Below are 18227 nucleotides of genomic sequence, written 5' to 3'. Positions count from 1 at the left end.
CGCCCGCCGTCAGGGAGAGGATCCCCGGGGGCGGGCGTTCCGGCGTACGCGCGACGGCCCGTACCGTGAAGAGATCGGGAAGAGTGACGCGCGCCGCGCCGCGGGACCGCCGCAGAGGCCGCGGGGTGCGAAGAGGGTGACCAGCATGGCGACCGTGCCGAGGACGACCAGGTACCACGGGCCGTACCCGGCGAGCAGTTGCTGCAGGCCGAAGTAGAGCAGCGCGCCGAGGATCGGGCCCTCGATCGTGCCGAGCCCGCCGATCAGGACCATGAAGAGCATCGCGACGCTGTACTGCGGCCCGAAGACCGAGGCCGGCGCGGCGTAGAGGTGATGGCAGAAGAGGACCGCGCCGACCGCGCCGGTGCCGAGCGCGGAGAGCAGGTACGCGATCCGCCGCACCCGTCCGACGGCGACCCCGGTGGCGGCCGCGGCGACCGGATCGGCGGCGACCGCGCGGGCCCGCAGACCGAAACGGCTGCGCATCAGCAGATAGACGCCGCCCACGCAGGCCGTCATCAGGCCCAGGGACCACCAGTACGTGATCGCCTGCCAGAGGACGAGCGGGTAGCGGCCGGTGCCGGGCAGGCTGACGCCGGTGTTCCCGCCGACCCGTGGGCTGAGCGTGACGAAGAGGCGCAGCACCTCGGCGACCACCCAGGTGGCGACCGCGAAGTACCCGGCGTTGAGACGCAGGACGACCAGCGAGACGGGCAGGGCGACGATCGCGGCGGTGAGCGCGGCCAGGACCACCCCGAACGCGGGGTCGATCCCGGCGGCGGCGAAGAGGTAGAGCGCGTACGCCCCGGTGCCGAGGTACGCCTGCTGCCCGAACGAGGTCAGCCCGGCGTACCCGGCCGGCAGGTTCCACAGGCTCGCGAGGCAGACCAGCAGGAAGAGGTCGACCAGGGCGTACTCGGCGCGCGCGAGCACGTACGGGATCGCGATCAGGGGCAGCACGGCGAGGAGTCTCACGTCCACCGCCGTACCGCGAGGACCAGCAGGAAGAGCAGGTGGACGGCGAGCACCGCGTACTGGGCGTGCCACTGGCCGACCAGCTGCTGGGTCAGGCCGAGGGCGATCCCGCCGATCAGCGTGCCCCAGAGCGAGCCGATCCCGCCGATCACCACCGCCTCGAACGCGAAGATCAGGATGAGGCCGCCGGACTGCGGGTCGAAGCCGGAGATCAGGCCGAGGAAGACGCCGGCCAGCGCGGCGGTGGCGACGGCGATCGCGGCGACCCCGGCGAGGAGCGGGCGGATCCGGATGCCGACCAGCCGGGCGGTGTCCGGGTCGTCGGCGGTGGCCCGGACCCGGCGGCCCCACGCGCTCCGGGCCAGCAGCAGCTGGAGCCCGCCGAGGACGACCAGGGCGGTGAGCAGCCCGGTGAGCCGGATCCAGGAGACCACCACGTCGCCCGGGAGCGCGATGCTGGCCTGGGACCACGCGCCGCCGGGGAGCCCGCGGGTGTCCGCGGAGGCGTACACGAGAAGGAGGTTCTCGATCACCACCGAGAGCCCGAAGGTGACCAGGACCGGGGAGAGCTCGCCGCCGCGCAGGGCCCGCTTCAGGACGGTGACGTGCAGGGCGGCGCCGGCCAGGGCCGCGGCGGGGAGCAGGAGCGGGAGCGTGTACCAGGCGGGTACGTGCTGCCAGTGGGCCAGGACGAGGGCGAGGTAGGCGCCGCAGACCGCGAAGTCGCCGTGTGCCAGGTTGACCAGCCGCATCACGCCGAACGTCAGGGAGAGTCCGCAGGCGATCAGCGCGTACCCGCCGCCGAGGAGGACACCCTGCACGGCGGCGTTCACTGAGATGTCCCGAAATACGCGCTGATCACCTTCTCGAGTGGCGCGTCGGCGGCCGCCGTGGCGAGGACCACCCGGCCCTCCAGCAGGCAGATCAGATGGTCGCCCGCCGCCCGGGCCCGGGCCAGGTCCTGCTCGACCAGGACCAGCGCGGTGCCCTCGGCGCGCAGCACGGCCAGCACGTCGTACAGGTCGTCGACCACCGCCGGGGCCAGGCCCAGGGAGATCTCGTCGAGCAGCAGCAGCCGGGGGCCGGAGGCCAGCGCCCGGGCGATCGCCACGGCCTGCTGCTCGCCGCCGGAGAGCAGGGCGGCCCGCCGGTTCCGGCAGCGGGCGATCAGCGGGAAGACGTCGTAGACCCGGTCGAGCGGCCAGGCCCGCCCGCCGACCTTGATGTTCTCCTCGGCGGTGAGGCTCGGGAACAGGCGGCGTCCCTCGGGGACCAGGGCGATGCCGGCCCGGACCCGGTGGTGCGGTGGCGCGGTGGTGATGCCGGTGCCGTCCAGCGTGATCCGGCCGCCGGTCGCCGGGTGCGCGCCGGCGATCGTACGCAGAAGGGTGCTCTTGCCCGCGCCGTTGGCACCGACCAGGGCGAGCGAACCGCCGTGATCGACCGACAGGGAGACGCCGGAGAGAGCCTGGAAGTCGCCGTAGTGGACGTCGAGGTCCTCGATCCGGAGCAGCGTCACAGGGCGGCCCGGCCCAGGTAGGCGGCGCGGACCGCGGGACTGCTCAGGACCTCGGCGGGGCTGCCCTCGGCGAGGACGCCCCCCTCGGCCAGGCAGATCATCCGGGTGGCGGTGGGGCGCAGGGCGCGGATGACGTGCTCGACCCAGACGACCGTGACGCCGTCGCGCCCCAGGCCGGTGATCAGCTCCAGCAGGGAATCGGTCTCGGCATCGGTCAACCCACCCGCTATCTCATCTAATAGTACGATTTTTGGGCGGCTTGCCAGCGCTCGGGCCAGCTCAAGACGCTTCCGGTCGAGGAGGCGTAACCGGGAGGCGGGTTCGTCGGCGCGATCGAGGAGACGGGTTCGCCGGAGTGCGGACTCCGCGTCATCGCCCGCGAGCAGGGCGGTCTCGTATACCGACATGTCGCCGAAAGGGCGTGGTGTCTGGAACGTGCGGGCGAGCCCCAGCCGATGCCGTCGATGGGGCGGCAGCCGGGTGACGTCGTTCCCGTCCAGGATCACCCGCCCGGCGTCCGCCCGCTGGGCGCCGGCGACGATGTCGAGCAGGGTGGTCTTCCCGGCGCCGTTCGGGCCGACGACGCCGACTATCTCGCTGCTCTCGGCTTTCCATCCGATATTTCGGAAGAGCTGCACCCCGCCGAAGCTTTTGGTGATCTCCCGCAGCACGATCATCGCAGGAACTGCAGTTCGCCCTGGACCGGGATCTCCGGAGCGGCGCTGTTGTCGACCACGACCAGATCGAACTTCCCGGCCGCGCCGAGCCGCCACTGCCCGACGAGATCCGGCGCGAGGGCGACGTTCTTCACCGGCCCACCGGAGAAATCGTACTTCCCGGTTATCGCCTCGCCCTTCAGCCCGCCGATCGCCGCCGCCACCGCCTGCCGGTCCTTCGGATCGCCGGACGCCTTCAGCGCCGCCACCGCGATCTCGAAGATCGCGTGGTCCATCCCCATCGGCTGGGTCCACTGCCGGCCACTGCTCTGCTGGTACCCGTCCGCGAACGCCCGCGCGGTCATCCCGTCCAGCGACGAGGCGAACGGGTAGTCCGCGTGCCACCAGGCCGGCGCGACCAGGTTGTCCCCCAGCCTCCCGAGCGCCTCCACCGCGCTGGGGAAGAGCAGCGCCTTCGCCACGGTGGCCAGCCGGGGCCGGAACCGGTTCTGGTCCGCCTGCTTCCAGAACGTGATGAAGTCCGGCGGGATCGGCGCGGCCTGCAGGATGTCGGCGTCCCTGAGCTTGGTGATCAGCGGCGTGAAGTCGGTGAGCCCGTCCTGGTAGGCGCCCGGGTCGACCAGCGTCCAGCCCAGCCCGCGCACGACCGGGGTGAAGTACTTCCGGTACGTGTCGCCGTCCACGTCGCCCGGCCAGAGCGCGCCGACCGTGTGCGGGCCGCCCGGCACCCGCTGCCAGAGCCGCGCGAACACCTGCGACTCGGCCTGCGTACCGATGAAGTAGAGGTAGGTGTAGGTGAAGTCCTTCCCGCCGCGGGGGTAATACCAGATCTCCCAGGGGCAGATGGTCGCGAGGCACGGCACCTTCGCGGCCTCGCACTGGTCGCTCACCGGGTTGGTGGTGTCCGGGGTGGAGGTTGCCAGCACGATGTCGACGCCGTCCCGGCCGATCAGTTCCCCGGCGACCTGCGCGGCCCGGGTGCCGCTCGACTGGGTGTCCCGGTCCAGGATCTCCACGGTGTACCTGCTGCCCCCGACCGTGAGGCCGTCCCGCAGCGCGTTCCGGATCACGCCGAGGACGTAGTCGTTCGACTCGCCGAAGACCGCGAGGTTGCCGGTCTTCGGGATCAGGTATCCGATCCGGATCGTCCGGTCGGTGGTGGCCGGGGTCTCCTGCAGGCCCCGGCCGCACCCGGCGACGAGGGTGGCCGCCCCCGCGGTGAGGATCGTGCGCCTCTTCATGTCCTGGTCCTATCCGCTCACCCCGGACCCGGTCTTGAACGACCACGCCCACCGCTTGACCCTGCGCGCCCGTGCGCCGCAAGCTGGACGGACACCGGAGGTTGACCATGATCGATGTGGTGCGGACCGACCGTTTCGAGGACTGGTGCCAGGCGGTCACCGAGGCCTTCGTCCCGCTCGACGCGTCCCGGCGGGACGGCGGGCCGTTCCACGGCGAACTGCGCGGGGCCACCCTGGGCGCGCTCCGGCTCTACCAGGTGGAGGCGGGCAGTCACCGGGTCCGCCGGACCAGCCGGTTGATCGCCGCCGAGCGGGGCGACTACTACAAACTCGGCCTCCAGTGCCGCGGCGGCAGCGTACTCAGCCAGGACGGCCGCAGCGTCGCCCTCCGGCCCGGGGACTTCTCGGTGTACGACACCACCCGGCCGTACACCTTCACCTTCGACGACCCGTGCCGCCTGCTCGTGCTGATCTTCCCGCGCGCCCTGCTCGGCCTGCCCGCCGCCGGGGTCGGCCGGCTCACCGCCACCCGCTTCTCCGGCGCCGGTGGGCTCGGCGGGCTGATCAGCTCGTTCCTCACCCGGGCCGCCGAGGTGCTCGACGACGTCGACGAGCGGGACGCCCACCGGCTCGGCGGCAACGTGCTCGACCTGCTCACCACCGGACTCGCCGGGCACCTGGAGACCCGTCCGGCCGACCCCGACGTGGCCCGCCGTGCCCTCTTCACCCGTGCGGTCGCGTACGTCGACACCCACCTCGGCGAGCCCGGCCTCACCCCCGGAGTGATCGCCGCCGTCCTGCACATCTCGCCGCGCTACCTGTACAAGCTCTTCCAGTCCGAGGGCGTCACGGTCGCCTCCTGGGTCCGGCGGCGCCGCCTCGAGGCCTGCGGCCGCGACCTGCGCGACCCGCTGCTCGCATCCTGCCCGGTCAGCCTGATCGGCGCCCGCCGCGGACTGACCGACGCGGCCCACTTCAGCCGCCTCTTCCACGCCGCGTACGGGCTCAGCCCCCGCGACTACCGCGCCCGGCAAGCGCTGTGCGCTCAGGGTCAAGACGTCCGCCCGTTCCTCCCCGGACCATGGCGTGGTGGGACGGATGGACGGCCGGGTGGCGCTGATCACCGGCGGTGAGGGCAGTGTCGGTGCGGCCACCGCGCGGGCCCTGGTCCGGGAGGGCGCGCGGGTGCTGCTGGCCGGCCTCTCCGCGACCGGCCTCGCGGCCGTCGACCGGGAGCTGGGTGCCTCCCGTTCCGCCTGGGTGGTCACCGACGTCACCGACGCTTCCCAGGTACGGCGGGCGGTCCAGCACTGCCTCGCCGCCTTCGGCCGCCTGGACGTGGTCTTCGCCAACGCCGGCGTCACCGGGGTGATCGCGCCGGTCGCCGACTACCCCGAACAGGAGTGGGACCGGGTGCTCGCGGTGCACGTCCGCGGGGCGTTCCTGACCTGCAAGTACGCCGTACCGGTCCTCTCCGACGGGGGCAGCGTCATCATCAACTCCAGCGTGGTGGGGCTGACCGCCGATCCCGGGATCTGCGCGTACGCCACCGCCAAGCACGCCCAGGTGGGCCTGATGCGCACGCTGGCGAAGGAGGTGGCCCCGCGCGCGATCCGGGTGAACACCCTGCACCCCGGCCCGATCGACAACGCCTTCCAGCACGGCATCGAGGTCGCCGCCACCGGCCTGCCCCCGGACCGCGCGGCCGCCGCCTTCGACGCGATGATCCCGCTGCGCCGCCACGCGACCCCCGGCGAGATCGCCGCCGCCGTCCTCTTCCTGGCCGGCCCGGAGAGCACGTTCATCACCGGCGCCACCATCCCGGTCGACGGCGGGATGAGCGTCTGAGCCCGTGACGTCCGTTCCCCGTCACGTGATCACCGGGAAGCCCGCGCCACCCCTGAGGTCAGCGCCTGCCCCTTCTCCCCGCCCTCGCCGATCCGCCGGTAGCAGGCACCGGTCGCGCAGATCAGCACCCGTGGCCGGTTCTCCCGCCCACCGTAGAACGCCGCGATCCGCTCCTGCGCCGCCGCGATCATCGGCGGGTAGGCCGGGTCCGCCTGCTCGGCGTAGACCCCGTCCCCGAGCCCGCTCAGCCCGTAACACGCCGGGCAGGCGCTCGCGGCCACCGCGGGCGCCGCGACCGCGACGGTACCCACGCCGGCACCCAGCACCGCCGCGACCGCCCCGAGAACGATCTGAATCGCCGGCGCCGGCCGGGCCACTAGGGTTCCCCACCATGACCGGACGGATTCTGATCACCGGGGCCAGCGGGCACCTCGGCGCGCATCTGGCCACCCGCGCCGAGGCCGGTGGGTGGTCCGTCACCGGGACCCACTTCAGCGCGCCTTCCGCGTACGCGAAGGAAGGTCTTGACGTTCGTGAACCGGCCGCCGTTCGGGCCCTGCTCGCCCGCACCCGCCCGGACGCCGTCATCCACACCGCCACCGGTACCGACGACTGGGCGGTGATCGCCGACGGCGCCGCCCACGTCGCGGTGGCCACGGCGGCCCTCGGCATCCGTCTGGTCCACATCTCCAGCGACGCCGTCTTCTCCGGCCGGGACGTCCGCTACGACGAGTCGGCGCACCCCGACCCGATCCACCGCTACGGCGCCGCGAAGGCCGCCGCCGAGACCGCGGTCCGCGCCGTCCACCCGTCCGCCGCGGTCGTCCGTACCTCCCTGATCCTCGGCGACGGCCGGGGCCGCCACGAGACGCACACCCGCGACCTGATCGCCGGCCGCGTCACCGGTGCCCTCTTCACCGACGTGTACCGCCGCCCGGTCCACGTCACCGACCTGGCCTCCGCCCTGCTCGAACTCGCCTCCTCCGACTACGCCGGCATCCTCAACATCACCGGCCCCGACACGATCTCCCGCTACGACCTGGGCGTCCTGATCGCCCACCGCGCGTCCCTGGACCCCACGCTGCTCCCGTCCGGCACCCTCACCGACGCCGGCCTGCGCCTCCCCGCCGACGTCCGCCTCACCACGACTCGCGCCACCGCCCTGCTGCGTACCACATTGCGCGGCGTCCACGAGTTCATGGCCACCTGAACGAGTGGCCACCCGGGCGAACTCTCGCGCTAAAATCGGGGAATCCTCGGTACCTCGGGAGCCGCTGATGCCCAGTAACGCGCATGACGTCGCGGCTGCTGTGCTGGCTCACGTCGGCCCGGTCGAGGCCATGCGGCTGCAGAAGCTCGTCTACTACAGCCAGGCCTGGCACCTCGCGCTCGTCGACGAGCCGCTGTTCACCGATACCATTCAGGCGTGGCGTGACGGCCCGGTGGTGGTGACGCTCTGGGATCGGCATCGGGGCCAGCGAACCGTCAGTAGTTGGCCGACCGGCGACCCCGGCCGGCTGAGCGCTGCCGCCGACAAGGTCGTGGCCCTGGTCTGTCAGGTCTATGGCGGTCTCTCCGGGGACGATCTGTCGGAGCTGACCCACAACGAACTCCCCTGGCGCGTCGCCCGGCAGGGCGTCCCGGATCATCAGCCCAGCAAGGCCGCGATCCCGGCAGAGGAGATGAAGCGGTTCTACCGGCGCCGCTCGCTGGCCGGGCTGAGCGCGGCAGACCTCGTGTCCGGCGGGCTCAACGGCCCCGGTGATCTCGGGATCGGCAGCGTGGAGAGGAAGCAGGTCCTGGCTGCCATCCGTGACGATTTCCGTCACCCCGTCACTGACGCCGAACCCGGCTTCCCGGAGCCGGTGTCCTCCGCGTTCGCCACGGATCGTGGCCATCGCAAGCCCTCGCGTGTCGAGGTCCGTCTCCATCGGGAGCGCCCACAACGTGGTAACACAGCGCGGCGAGGCTGAACCCGACCTCCACACGGTGGTCTTCGACGTCAACGTCCTCCTCGACGTCGCTGACCTGGTGGGGCCGCCATTCACCTGGGAGAAGTTCCGGGACGCTGCGACCCGTTGCGGTGCCGCGCCGGTGCCGTGCCAGGCTGATCGCCGTTTCGACAGTCTGCGGGCCGTCGCTCTGACGACCAGTGGCCGTTTCGCGGGCCCGGAGCTCGTGGAGGTCTGGACATCGGATCACATCGACGGCCTTCTCGTCCGCAAGGCTCGGCAGCCTCGTGACGGCGAGACCGCCGAAACCCGTGGTCTGGGCTGGTCGGCCGAGCACGCCGAGGATCTCCTTCATGATTTTCTCTACGACCTCGTCTACGACGTGACGGGTGGCGCCCGTATGGAGATCCTGGCGGTCGACGGCCATCCACCCCTCGACCACGAGGACGCATGTGTCTTCACCACAGCCCTGCAGGCGGCGAGGGACGTGGCGCCGCCGTCGATCAAGTATTGCGTGACCCGGGACCGGGGGTTCCGGCAGGCGACCGGTCTGAGCGGCAACGTCCTGGTTCTGTATCCCGATGAGTTCATCGCGCTGGTTCGCCGGTCGCGGAACGCCCTGGCCATGAGGAGAATGCGCTAGAGGACCTATGATCGCGCCCGGTGAAGGCCTCGAAGAGAGGGGGCGCGGATGCGCATCGCGATCTCCGGGACGCATGGGACCGGGAAGAGCACGCTGGCCGAGGCGCTCGGAGCGCGGCTGCCGGGGCACGTCGTGGCGGACGAGCCGTACTACCTCGCGGAGGAGGAGGGGTACGAGTTCTCGTTCCCGCCGGCACCCGAGGACTACCGGGCGATGCTGGCCTGCTCGATGCGGAGCCTGCGGGACGCGCCGTCCGGGACGATCTTCGACCGTACGCCCCTGGACTACCTCGCCTACCTGGCCGCGATCGGCGCCGACCCGGCCGAGCAGGTCGACGCCGCCGCGCTGCGCCGCGCGTTCGCGGGCCTCGACCTGCTGGTCCTCACGGTGATCACCCCGGAGACCGAGCGGATCCTGCCACCCGCCGAGCTGCCCGGCCTGCGCTCCCGGATGAACGAGGCGCTCCTGGAGCTGGCCTACGACGACCCGCTCGACGCCTGGCCGGACACCCCGGTCCTGGAGCTGACCGGCCCCCTCGACGCCCGGCTCGCCACCGTCCTCGGCGCCCTGCCCACACCCCGCCCGTAGCCCGCAGCCGGGATCATGGGTGGATGGCGGAACGGATCAGCTTCTTCGATGTCGAGTACGGGATCGGGCTCACCATCGACGGCGGTAGCGGGCGCAGCTGGATGGACCACCCCGACGGCGATCCCCGGCACGCGCACTGCCGGATCGACATCCCCCGCGACACGCTGCTCGCCACGGTCGAGGCTACGACCGAATCCGAACCCCGGCCCTCGTCCGGGACGATCTTCCTGACCTGGGATGAGCTGCTCGCCTTCGCGGATCGGCTCGATCGGCTCGCGGTGACCGGTCCGGGAACGGTCACCCTGGGCGACGGCGCGCTCCGGGTTCGCCTGCGCCGGGACGGGCGGCTGCGCGCCACGGCGGACTTCACCCAGGGGCACCGCGTGGAGATCCGGGTGCGCTGCCGGACGTCGTGGGAGCGGGATTTCGGCGTACGCCCGGAGCTCCCCGCCCTCGCCGCCCGCATCCGCCACGCGGTCAGAGCGTGGCGAGGAAGTCCCGGAGCACCCCGTTGAACGCCTCCGGCTGCTCCAGGTTCGGCAGGTGCCCGGCGCCCTCGACCACGGCGAGTTCCGCGCCGGGGATCAGCGAGGCCATCAGCTCCCCGTCGGAGACCGGGGTGAACTCGTCGTCCCGCCCGACCACGACCAGCGCCGGCACGGCCACCCCGGTGAGCAGCTCCCGGTAGTCCCGCCGTTCGGCCCGCCCGCGCAGTGCCGCCGCGGCACCCGCCGGTGGCGCGCCCAGCATCATCTCCCGGACGTGCGCGGCCACCCCGGGCAGCGCCGCCACGTTGTACGACGCCAGCATCCGCCCCAGGTTCTCGGCGGTGTACCCGCCCAGTCCTTCGGCGAGCAGCCGATCGGCGGCCCGGTTCCGGTGCGCCCGCCCCTGCGCCGTCTCGCCCTGCGGGAACGTGTCGGCCAGCACGAGTCCCCGGATCCGCGGTGCGAAGAGCCGGTGGCACTCCATCGCGATCTGCCCGCCCATCGAGAGTCCGGCCAGCACCACCTCGTCCAGCCCGAGGTGGTCGGCGAGCGCGAACGTGTCCCGGGCGAACGTCTCCAGCGCGGTCAGCCCGGGGACGACCGTGCTCTCGCCGTACCCGCGCAGGTCGGCCGCGACCACCCGCCAGCCCTCGCGGGAGAACGCCGCGGACTGCGGCCCCCACATCGACCGGTCGAACGGGTGCCCGTGCACCAGTAGCAGCGCCGGTCCCTCGCCCGCGTCGTCGTACCCCACCGTGATCCCGTTGACCGTCGCTCGCATGTGTCCGACGGTAGGAAACCGGCCACCGCGGCCGGTAGCGCCAATCGCCGGACGCTGGCCTGGGTGGATACTGGGCCCTTGAGTTCGCCGACCCTCTGCATCGTGATCTGTGGCGCCGGCGCGGCCGCCCGCGTCGGCGTCCTCGTGGGGCTCGCCCAGCGGGACGGCTGGACCGTCCGGCTGGTGGCCACCCCGTCGGCGCTGCCCTTCCTCGACCTGGCCGCCCTCGAGGCGCGGTGCGGCGCCCCGGTCCGCAGCGACTTCCGGCGACCGGGGGAGCAGCGGGTCTCGGCGAGCACCGCGGACGCGATGATCGTCGCCCCGGCCACCTTCAACACGGTCAACAAGCTGGCCGCCGGGATCGCCGACACGTACGCGCTGAACGCGGTCGCCGAGGCGATCGGCCGCGGCCGCCCGGTCGCGATCCTGCCCTACCTGAACACCGCCCTGGCCCGCCGCCACCCGTTCCGGAGGTCCGTCGAGGCGCTGCGGGCCGAGGGCGTCCACGTCCTGTTCGGCCCGGGTGAGTGGGAACCGCACCCACCCGGCGAGGGCGGCCTGACCATCGACGGCTACCCCTGGCACCTGGCGCTGGCCGCCGTCTCCGGCCGGTGCTCCGGGGCACCCGAGCCCTCCCGAGACACCCCGGAGGACCAGTCAGGAGGGTGAGTGGCGGCGTTACGGCGTGACGGTGCCCAGGCCGGCCGTACGGGAGAGGGTGATGCGGTCGATCTCGGTGTGTGATCTGCCGGTGCCGGGGAGCGCGTCGGCCAGCGTGCGGACCGTCATCGTGGTGGTGCCGCCGACCGCGGCCGGGACCACGTCCACCGCGATGAAGGCGTACCCGTCGTACCGGACCTGAGACCAGTCGACCGACTCCGGCACCTTGTCGCCGCGCGGCGCGGGCTTACCGGCCTTCGGCGTCCCCTTGGCCCAGACGAAGCTGTTCACGATGTTCTCGCTGTTGTTCTCGGTGCTGTCCGTCCCGCCCGGCGGCCGGTACCCGCGGTACCGCTGGCCCTCCGGGAGTTTCTGCGCGCCCTTGGGCACCACACCCTTCGGAGCCGGCGCGGCGGTGCCCGGTGCGGGCCGGAACGGGTACCGCGGCCGCCCGCCCGAGCCGACGCAGACGTACGTCACCCCGTCCTCGACCGGCCGGACCGTCGCGCCGTCCGGTGCCGCCCGGGTCCGCTTCCCGTGCCGGATCGGGTCGGTCCGCTCGAAGAGGTGGTTGTGCCCCTGCACGGCGAGGTCCACCTGGAACTTGCTGAACAGCGGCTCCAGCGCGGCCCGGACCCCGCCGTCGGACGCGTGGTTGTGTGCCGTGGAGAAGACGCAGTGGTGGAAGAAGACCACGATGAAGTCCACCCCGGACCCCGCCGTACGCCACTTCTTGAGGGTGTGGCGGACCCAGTTGACCTGCGCGCCGTCCGAGTACCCGGTGTTGGTCTGCAGCTCGAAGGAGAGCTCGTTCGCGTCCGCCGAGATCACCCCGACGTTGCCGTAGACGAACCGGTAGACCGAGGGGCAGCCCTTCGGCCCGTTGCCCGGCATGTCGAGGCGCTGCACGTGCCCGCCGTACCCGTGCAGCGTGTCGCCGTAGACCGCCTCCATGTCGTGGTTGCCGGTCGCGAACATCCACGGCGTGAACGCGGCCTGCGGCTCGATCTGGTTCAGGAACACGTCCCACACGTACGGGTTGAAGCGGTTGGTCCCGAGCGGGACCTCGCTCTTGAGGATGCCGTTGTCGTCGGCCGGCAGCCCGGAGCCGGACGGGTTCGCGTAGCAGATGTCCCCGGCGAGCAGGGTGAACGCCGGACGCTCGGCGCCCATCAGGGTGGTGATGGTGGCCGCCGGGCTCGGGTCGGTCCCGCCGGTCCCGCCGATCGGGTCGTCCACGGTGTACGCGTTCTCGAAGTACCCGTCCGGCCACCTCCCGCCCGCCTTGACGACCGCCGCCGGGTCCTGGCCCCAGGCGAACTTCGGGTCGGTCGGCGGCGTGTTGGTGCCCACGTCCGCGAAGGCGGTGAACGTGAACGGCGCGGCGACCGGTGCGCCCGGCGCCGTGGTGAAGTGCGCGTCGCCGGTGACCGTGCCGTCGGAGAGGCGTATCCGGTAGTGGTAGAGCGTCCCGGTGTGCAGCCCGGTGATCTTCGCCTTGGCGTAGAACTGGCTGCCCACCGGCCCGCCGGGGATGGCGTACCGGCCGACCAGGTGCTGGATGTCCGCCTCGACCCGGGTGCCGTACTCCTTCGGGGAGGTGCCGACGTCCACGTAGGCGCGCAGTCCGGTGGGGAGCGAGCCGCTCTTGCTGACCAGCTGGGCGGTGACCGCCATGCCGTCGCCCGGTACGTCGCCGGCGCCGGGCACGAACGAGAGGTGCCGCCCCGCGACCACCACGCCCGCGTTCCCGGCCCGGCCACCGCCCATCGCGAACCCGGCGCGCGCCCGGTGGAACTGGGCGTACGCGATCCCGCCGGCGCCCGCCATCGTCGCCACCAGCAGTGACCGGCGGGTCACCGCCTGCCGGCTCAGCTTCTCGCGGTTCCACTGGCTGTACTCGTCGATCGTGACCGTCACCCACCCATCCTGGCGGGTGACGGCGGCTACGTCGCGGTACTACACAGATTCATCATGCCAGCAGGTTCTTCTGCACCTTGCCCATCGCGTTGCGCGGCAGGCTCTCCACCCGGTGCACCACGCGCGGCCGCTTGTGCGCCGCGAGCCGCGCGGCGACGAACGCGATCAGATCCTCGGCGCTCACCGGGTCGGCCACCACGTACGCCGTGACCTGCTCACCCAGGTCGGCGTGCGGCACCCCGATCACCGCGGCCTCGTGGACCGCCGGGTGCAGCAGCAGCGCGTCCTCCACCTCGCCGGCGCCGATGCGGTAGCCGCCGCTCTTGATCAGATCGGTGGAGGCCCGCCCGACGATCCGGTGCCAGCCGTCCTGTCCGATAGTGGCCACATCCCCGGTGGGGAACCAGCCGTCCACCAGACCGGCTGGGCGGATGCCGTCACCGGCCAGGTACCCGTCCAGCAGGGTCGGCCCGGCGATCTGCAGGTGCCCGATGGTCGCGCCGTCGTGCGGCAGCTCCGCGCCGCCCTCGTCGACCAGCCGGGACCGGATCCCGGCCAGCGGCAGGCCGACGTGCCCGGCGCGCCGCTCGCCGTCCGCCCGTGCACTCACCGTGATCAGGGTCTCGGTCATGCCGTAGCGCTCGACCGGCGACTGACCGGTCAGCTCGGCCAGCGCGTCGAAGACCGGCACCGGGAGCGGGGCGCTTCCGGACACCAGGAGACGGGCCTTGGACAGGGAACTTGCGGCATTCTGGTCGGCCGCGATCCGGGACCACACGGTCGGCACACCGAAGTAGAGCGAGCCGGCCGCCTCGGCGTACGCGAAAGGGGTCGGCTTCTGGGTGTGCACCAAGGGTGACCCCACGCGGAGCGCGCCCAGCACGCCGAGAACGAGCCCGTGCACGTGATAGAGCGGCAGCCCGTGCACCAGGGTGTCCCCGGCGGTCCACTGCCAGGCCTCGGCGAGCGCGTCCAGATCGGCGGCGATCGCGGCCCGCGAGATCACCACACCCTTCGGCGCCCCGGTCGTCCCACTGGTGTAGAGCACCAGCGCGGCCCGCTCGGCACCCGCTTCCGGCGGCACCTCTCCTGTCCGCTTCAGATCAAGAGCCTTCTCCGGTACGCCCTCCGTCAGGCCCCCGCGCTCCGTGATCAGCAGCTCCGCGCCCGAGTCCTCGAGGATGTGCCGCCGCTCCCGATCCCCGGCGTCCGGCGGCACGGGCACGATCGGCACCCCGGCCAGCAGCGCCCCGGTGATCGCCACGATCGTGCTCACCCCGGGCGTGGCGTCCACGGCCACGATCCGCGCCCCACCGATCTCCGCCGCGAGCCCGGCCGCCGCCCCGAGCAACTGATGCCGCCCGACCCGCCCTTCCGGGGTGACGACCAGATCATCCCGATCCTGGGGATCGTGCAGCGCGCCGAGCAGTCTCATCCCCGGATCATAGGAGCCCGCGAGACCCAGCGCGGGTCCCGGCCGTAGCGCGCCCGCGGGTTCTGGCTGGTGCTCACGGGTGATTCTGCTGGTCGATTCTGGACCGCACGGGTGGGACGCCGGATCCCGCGGCGAGTGCCCGTCCGGAACACTCGCCGCCCGCGGATCGTCGGCTCCGTCGGCCGGGTTTCGGTCGCGGGCCCGCCGGGCGGCGGGCCCGCAGGCGGTGAGCCGGCGGTCCGGGGTGCCTCGGCCGGTCGGCTGGCGATCCGGGGTGCCTCGGGCCGATCGGCTGGCGATCCGGGGTGTCTCCGGCGTCCGAGAGACCCCTGAACACCAGCCGCGCCGGGAAAGCTGGCGCTCACGGGTCACTCCAGCCCGCCGACACACCCCAGAACGCCAGCCACCAAGATCCAACCCGCAGTTGATCATGAAATGTTGATCAAATCCGGCCAGCCGGGGCCCACCCCGACCGGGGGAAACCCCCATCCCTAACGGAACAGTGGCACAAAACGGTGATCTTGGCCCGGAACCCTGTGGACAAACCCCGGCTGTGGATAACCCCCAACCCGGGCCATGACCGAGAACGCCCACCCCGCGACCCCACCGGCGCCGATCCCGCCGGAATCGACCAGCGGGGTCACGGGTGTCTCGGCCCCTCTGGGGCACCCGTGGGCACCCGCCAGGAGGCGTCAGTTGAGGCTGATGATCTTGTTGATCAGACCGCCGCCGGGGAAGTCGAGCAGGACGGCGCCGGTGCGGTCCAGGGTGTTGTTGGTCAGGTAGTTCAGCAGGTACGGGTTGACGCCCTGGTAGCCGAGCGCGCCGCCGGCCGTCCAGTAGGGCGGGCAGAGGACGCCGGAGCCGCTGCCGAAGTTGACGTAGATCTTGCTGGTGTCGCCGGTGTTCGTGGTGACCAGGAAGTCGCTGACCGCGGTGCGCTTGGCGGGGATGTTGAACGCCGAGGTGACCGTGTACTCGTCCTGCACGTAGGTGGACGAGCCGTCGTTCCAGCCGGAGAACTGGGCCAGGCCGTAGTTCGAGTAGCGCCCGCCGTACGCGCCGTTCATCACCGCGAGCACCACCTTGCCGCGGACCGTGCCCAGCGCCGGCACCGAGGCCGCGGTGGACCGGTTGATCGACGAGGACCAGAAGAGGCCCGGGTAGGCGGCGGCGTACGCGTCGAAGATGTCCGGGAAGCTGTTCTGGCCGGTGGCGTCGGTGCACGAGCCGGTCTCGCCGGTGCACTCCTGCTTGAGGCGCATCAGCACGGTCTCGGTCGGGTGCGCGCTGAGGAACGACTGCAGCTTGGTGAGCACGTCGTCGAAGTTCGCGATCTGGTACGTCGATCCGTGGTGGATGGTGAACGTGTTCCCCTCGTTCACCCGGGCCCGGATGTCGATCATGCGGATGCCCGCGTTCAGCTGCGCGGTCAGGGTGGCCGCGCTGTCCCCGTAGTCCTCCTGGTCCTGGACGTAGTCGCCGCCGTGGATCGCGAGGGTCTCGTGGGTGCCGGGGATGGAGAGCGCGGCGAGGCTGGTGGCGTCGGCCAGGCCGCCCATCCACGCGGGGTTGCTGGCCGTGCTGAGGGTCCGGTAGGACGTGTCGGCGGCGAACGCCGGCTGGGGGAGGGTGATCAAGGCGAGGGCCAGGACGCTGGCCCCGAGGACGGCGGCGGCTCGTTTCATGCACGGAAAGATATAGATCGAATCGAATTCCAGGAAGACTGCTCGATGAAGAACGCGGTCAGCAGGAGCGACTCGGCGGCGACCAGCTGGGTCTGCGGCGTGACGACGCCGATCGAGGGCGCGGCGAGCAGCGCCAGGCCGGGGATCAGCCACCGCGACGGCGTCAGGAGTACGGCCGTCACCGCGACCGGCAGGTAGCTGGCCTCGGCGAGGCTCCCGCAGAGGAACGTGCCGAGCAGCAGCGCCGCACCCGGATTCTTCATCACGAGGAATCGGAACAGAACGGCGGCTGCGATCAGTACCGCCAGGGTCGTCGCCAGCGACTGCCGCAGCCCGTGCGCCTCCGCCCATCCATGCAGCGTCAGGTTGTTGACCGCGTTGTCCCCGTGCAGGTTGGTCCCGGTAACCCAATAACGGACTATCTCCGGAAATCTCGACCCGCCCGGAATGGCCACCATGCCGGCGAGGAGGACCACGGCGGCGGGCACCATGCTCGTGAGCAGCGGGCGCCACGCACGGTTGACCAGCGGCAGCAGGATCAATGGCGCCAGCAACGGCTTGACCAGCAACGACGCGGCGAGCAGCGCGCACCCCACGGTCCATTCCCCCCGGCGGAACGCGATCAGCACCCCGGCCACCACCGGCGCCAGGCAGGGCGTCAGGTTGCCGATCTCCAGGTACCGGGTCGCGGCGAGTCCACCCAGCATCGCCGCGATCGCCGCCGCGGCCACCGGCACCCGATCCCGTTCCCGGGCCTCCCGCGCGACCAGCACCGCGGCGTACAGCATGCAGGCCACCTGGAACGCGATCCAGCAGGTGAACGCGGTGCTCTCGCCGCCGAGCACGGTCGGCAGCAGCACCACGGCGGCCGTCGGCGGGTAGACGAAGAGCGGGTCCTGATAGATCGACTCCCCGTCCAGCAGTGCCCGGGCCGCGTGGCGCAGCGGAATGAAGTCCTGCCCGGCGCCGTCCGGGGAGATCGCCTGCCAGATCTGCAGCCCGGCCAGCAGCAGGGCGACGGTCAGGGCCAGCGGTCGCCAGGCGGTTCGCACGCCCCCCATCGTGCCCGCGCCGGTGACGTTGGGTGGTGGAGATGGCCGACTCGGCCACCCGGCGGATAAGCTCGGCGGGATCCACATGCGAGGAGGCCCCCGCCGTGAGCACCGACTATTCGCCGGTTCCGGAGCTCAACCTGCTCAAGGACCTGCAGGACGAGGTTGGCTACGGGGAGTATGCGGACGGCTTCGGCCTCGACGAGTTCGGCGACACCTCGGGGCTGGTGGCCGGCTGGTCCAAGGATCCGGCCTTCCTCGCCCGGCTGATCCCGTTCGCCCGCGCCACCGGCGGCGGCTCGTTCTACGCGTTCTGGCGCGTCGACGACCGCGACGACCTGGCCCGGCTGCCGGTGGTGGTCTTCGGCGACGAGGGCGGCCAGCACGTCGTCGCCCGTGACCTGCGCGAGCTGTTCCAGCTGATCGCGTATGACGCCGAGATCAGCGTCGACTGGGACGAGGCGTACTACTACCGGGGCGACGGCCACGAGCCCAGCGACGCCCACGCCGACTTCGTGACCTGGCTCGGCGAGCGATTCGGCCGGGCGCCGGCCGAGGACCCGGACGCCGTGGTCGCGGCGGCCCAGGCGGCCTACGGGCGCAGCTTCGGCGCCTGGGCGAGCGCGTACCTCGATTAATACGGTTGCCCGTCGTCGCCGGTCTCCGGCAGGCTGGGCGCATGACGTACTGACGGACCACCCCGAGCTTTCCCTCCCGCGGCGATCACTGCGACGCCGCGGTCCGTCATGCCTTCTCCCCT

General features: G+C 72.1%; 20 protein-coding genes. 9 read left to right on the top strand and 11 right to left on the bottom strand.

The genetic code is table 11. From position 1 onward, the window contains the following. Positions 1–9: 9 nt before the first annotated feature. Genes AB0M08_RS34340 through AB0M08_RS34320 form a run of 5 tightly spaced genes read right to left on the bottom strand, consistent with a single transcriptional unit; the run spans position 10 to position 4412 of the window. Complete coding sequence (locus AB0M08_RS34340; protein ID WP_364502589.1) at positions 10–981, bottom strand: branched-chain amino acid ABC transporter permease; 972 nt, start codon at positions 979–981, stop codon at positions 10–12. Continuing rightward, positions 972–1808, bottom strand: coding sequence for a branched-chain amino acid ABC transporter permease (locus tag AB0M08_RS34335; RefSeq protein ID WP_364502586.1), 837 nt, complete (start codon positions 1806–1808; stop codon positions 972–974). Before AB0M08_RS34335 ends, AB0M08_RS34340 begins: the two co-directional genes overlap by 10 nt. Then, a complete protein-coding gene (locus AB0M08_RS34330) occupies positions 1805–2494 on the bottom strand; it encodes an ABC transporter ATP-binding protein (protein WP_364502583.1) in 690 nt (229 codons plus the stop codon). The genes AB0M08_RS34335 and AB0M08_RS34330 overlap by 4 nt, the downstream gene beginning before the upstream one ends. Beyond that, positions 2491–3171, bottom strand: a complete 681-nt coding sequence (locus AB0M08_RS34325; protein WP_364502580.1) for an ATP-binding cassette domain-containing protein — start codon at positions 3169–3171, stop codon at positions 2491–2493. Before AB0M08_RS34325 ends, AB0M08_RS34330 begins: the two co-directional genes overlap by 4 nt. Beyond that, the gene (locus tag AB0M08_RS34320) at positions 3168–4412 is read right to left on the bottom strand and encodes an ABC transporter substrate-binding protein (protein WP_364502577.1); all 1245 of its coding nucleotides are present in this window, start codon (positions 4410–4412) and stop codon (positions 3168–3170) included. Before AB0M08_RS34320 ends, AB0M08_RS34325 begins: the two co-directional genes overlap by 4 nt. Before the next feature lie 107 nt (positions 4413–4519). Here AB0M08_RS34320 and AB0M08_RS34315 point away from each other — a divergent pair, with 107 nt between their 5' ends. Both AB0M08_RS34315 and AB0M08_RS34310 read left to right on the top strand, forming a co-directional pair. Next, positions 4520–5545, top strand: coding sequence for a helix-turn-helix domain-containing protein (locus AB0M08_RS34315; protein ID WP_364502574.1), 1026 nt, complete (start codon positions 4520–4522; stop codon positions 5543–5545). After that, positions 5511–6260 (top strand): SDR family NAD(P)-dependent oxidoreductase, encoded by a 750-nt coding sequence (locus tag AB0M08_RS34310; RefSeq protein ID WP_364502688.1) that lies wholly within the window; start codon positions 5511–5513, stop codon positions 6258–6260. Before AB0M08_RS34315 ends, AB0M08_RS34310 begins: the two co-directional genes overlap by 35 nt. Before the next feature lie 29 nt (positions 6261–6289). Here AB0M08_RS34310 and AB0M08_RS34305 read toward each other — a convergent pair whose 3' ends face one another. Then, positions 6290–6571: a hypothetical protein gene (locus tag AB0M08_RS34305; protein ID WP_364502571.1), complete on the bottom strand. Its 282-nt coding sequence runs from the start codon at positions 6569–6571 to the stop codon at positions 6290–6292. An 80-nt stretch (positions 6572–6651) separates the two neighbouring features. On the opposite strand from AB0M08_RS34305, the gene AB0M08_RS34300 reads away from it, so the two are divergent. The 5 genes from AB0M08_RS34300 to AB0M08_RS34280 all read left to right on the top strand — a co-directional run bounded on the left by AB0M08_RS34300 (position 6652) and on the right by AB0M08_RS34280 (position 9958). Then, a complete protein-coding gene (locus AB0M08_RS34300) occupies positions 6652–7470 on the top strand; it encodes a sugar nucleotide-binding protein (protein ID WP_364502569.1) in 819 nt (272 codons plus the stop codon). A gap of 67 nt (positions 7471–7537) precedes the next feature. Beyond that, positions 7538–8233, top strand: coding sequence for a Panacea domain-containing protein (locus AB0M08_RS34295; protein WP_364502566.1), 696 nt, complete (start codon positions 7538–7540; stop codon positions 8231–8233). A 16-nt stretch (positions 8234–8249) separates the two neighbouring features. Beyond that, complete coding sequence (locus AB0M08_RS34290; protein WP_364502563.1) at positions 8250–8855, top strand: hypothetical protein; 606 nt, start codon at positions 8250–8252, stop codon at positions 8853–8855. Positions 8856–8903: 48 nt separating this feature from the next. Next, complete coding sequence (locus tag AB0M08_RS34285) at positions 8904–9443, top strand: ATP-binding protein (RefSeq protein WP_364502560.1); 540 nt, start codon at positions 8904–8906, stop codon at positions 9441–9443. A gap of 23 nt (positions 9444–9466) precedes the next feature. Beyond that, positions 9467–9958, top strand: a complete 492-nt coding sequence (locus AB0M08_RS34280) for a hypothetical protein (protein WP_364502557.1) — start codon at positions 9467–9469, stop codon at positions 9956–9958. On the opposite strand, the gene AB0M08_RS34275 is transcribed toward AB0M08_RS34280, so the two are convergent. Beyond that, positions 9921–10712 carry an alpha/beta fold hydrolase gene (locus AB0M08_RS34275; RefSeq protein ID WP_364502555.1) on the bottom strand — a complete coding sequence of 264 codons (792 nt, stop codon included), beginning with the start codon at positions 10710–10712 and terminating at the stop codon, positions 9921–9923. The genes AB0M08_RS34280 and AB0M08_RS34275 overlap by 38 nt on opposite strands. A gap of 78 nt (positions 10713–10790) precedes the next feature. On the opposite strand from AB0M08_RS34275, the gene AB0M08_RS34270 reads away from it, so the two are divergent. Continuing rightward, on the top strand, positions 10791–11381 hold the full coding sequence (locus tag AB0M08_RS34270) for a flavoprotein (RefSeq protein ID WP_364502552.1): 591 nt from the start codon (positions 10791–10793) through the stop codon (positions 11379–11381). A gap of 9 nt (positions 11382–11390) precedes the next feature. Here AB0M08_RS34270 and AB0M08_RS34265 read toward each other — a convergent pair whose 3' ends face one another. The 4 genes from AB0M08_RS34265 to AB0M08_RS34250 form a co-directional block, all read right to left on the bottom strand. Beyond that, on the bottom strand, positions 11391–13292 hold the full coding sequence (locus AB0M08_RS34265) for a metallophosphoesterase family protein (protein WP_364502549.1): 1902 nt from the start codon (positions 13290–13292) through the stop codon (positions 11391–11393). A 52-nt stretch (positions 13293–13344) separates the two neighbouring features. Next, positions 13345–14727, bottom strand: coding sequence for an AMP-binding protein (locus AB0M08_RS34260; protein ID WP_364502546.1), 1383 nt, complete (start codon positions 14725–14727; stop codon positions 13345–13347). 692 nt (positions 14728–15419) lie between these two features. Then, positions 15420–16415 (bottom strand): phosphatidylinositol-specific phospholipase C, encoded by a 996-nt coding sequence (locus AB0M08_RS34255; RefSeq protein WP_364502543.1) that lies wholly within the window; start codon positions 16413–16415, stop codon positions 15420–15422. Continuing rightward, positions 16412–17467, bottom strand: coding sequence for a glycosyltransferase family 87 protein (locus AB0M08_RS34250; RefSeq protein WP_364502541.1), 1056 nt, complete (start codon positions 17465–17467; stop codon positions 16412–16414). Before AB0M08_RS34250 ends, AB0M08_RS34255 begins: the two co-directional genes overlap by 4 nt. 104 nt (positions 17468–17571) lie before the next feature. Here AB0M08_RS34250 and AB0M08_RS34245 point away from each other — a divergent pair, with 104 nt between their 5' ends. Continuing rightward, a complete protein-coding gene (locus tag AB0M08_RS34245) occupies positions 17572–18105 on the top strand; it encodes a hypothetical protein (protein WP_364502538.1) in 534 nt (177 codons plus the stop codon). Positions 18106–18227 lie beyond the last annotated feature (122 nt).

It is taken from the genome of Actinoplanes sp. NPDC051851, assembly GCF_040681165.1.
GTDB lineage: Bacteria > Actinomycetota > Actinomycetes > Mycobacteriales > Micromonosporaceae > Actinoplanes.
Note: the sequence above shows the minus strand (reverse complement) of the source record. Positions and strands in the feature narration are given on the sequence as shown.

Excerpts from the sequence above, each read along its gene's own strand:
- AB0M08_RS34295 (WP_364502566.1), top strand. The coding sequence starts at position 7,538 with ATGCCCAGTAACGCGCATGACGTCGCGGCTGCTGTGCTGGCTCACGTC.
- AB0M08_RS34285 (WP_364502560.1), top strand. The coding sequence starts at position 8,904 with ATGCGCATCGCGATCTCCGGGACGCATGGGACCGGGAAGAGCACGCTG.
- AB0M08_RS34325 (WP_364502580.1), bottom strand. The coding sequence starts at position 3,171 with ATGATCGTGCTGCGGGAGATCACCAAAAGCTTCGGCGGGGTGCAGCTC.
- AB0M08_RS34315 (WP_364502574.1), top strand. The coding sequence starts at position 4,520 with ATGATCGATGTGGTGCGGACCGACCGTTTCGAGGACTGGTGCCAGGCG.
- AB0M08_RS34275 (WP_364502555.1), bottom strand. The coding sequence starts at position 10,712 with ATGCGAGCGACGGTCAACGGGATCACGGTGGGGTACGACGACGCGGGC.
- AB0M08_RS34310 (WP_364502688.1), top strand. The coding sequence starts at position 5,511 with ATGGACGGCCGGGTGGCGCTGATCACCGGCGGTGAGGGCAGTGTCGGT.
- AB0M08_RS34300 (WP_364502569.1), top strand. The coding sequence starts at position 6,652 with ATGACCGGACGGATTCTGATCACCGGGGCCAGCGGGCACCTCGGCGCG.
- AB0M08_RS34255 (WP_364502543.1), bottom strand. The coding sequence starts at position 16,415 with ATGAAACGAGCCGCCGCCGTCCTCGGGGCCAGCGTCCTGGCCCTCGCC.
- AB0M08_RS34260 (WP_364502546.1), bottom strand. The coding sequence starts at position 14,727 with ATGAGACTGCTCGGCGCGCTGCACGATCCCCAGGATCGGGATGATCTG.
- AB0M08_RS34280 (WP_364502557.1), top strand. The coding sequence starts at position 9,467 with ATGGCGGAACGGATCAGCTTCTTCGATGTCGAGTACGGGATCGGGCTC.
- AB0M08_RS34320 (WP_364502577.1), bottom strand. The coding sequence starts at position 4,412 with ATGAAGAGGCGCACGATCCTCACCGCGGGGGCGGCCACCCTCGTCGCC.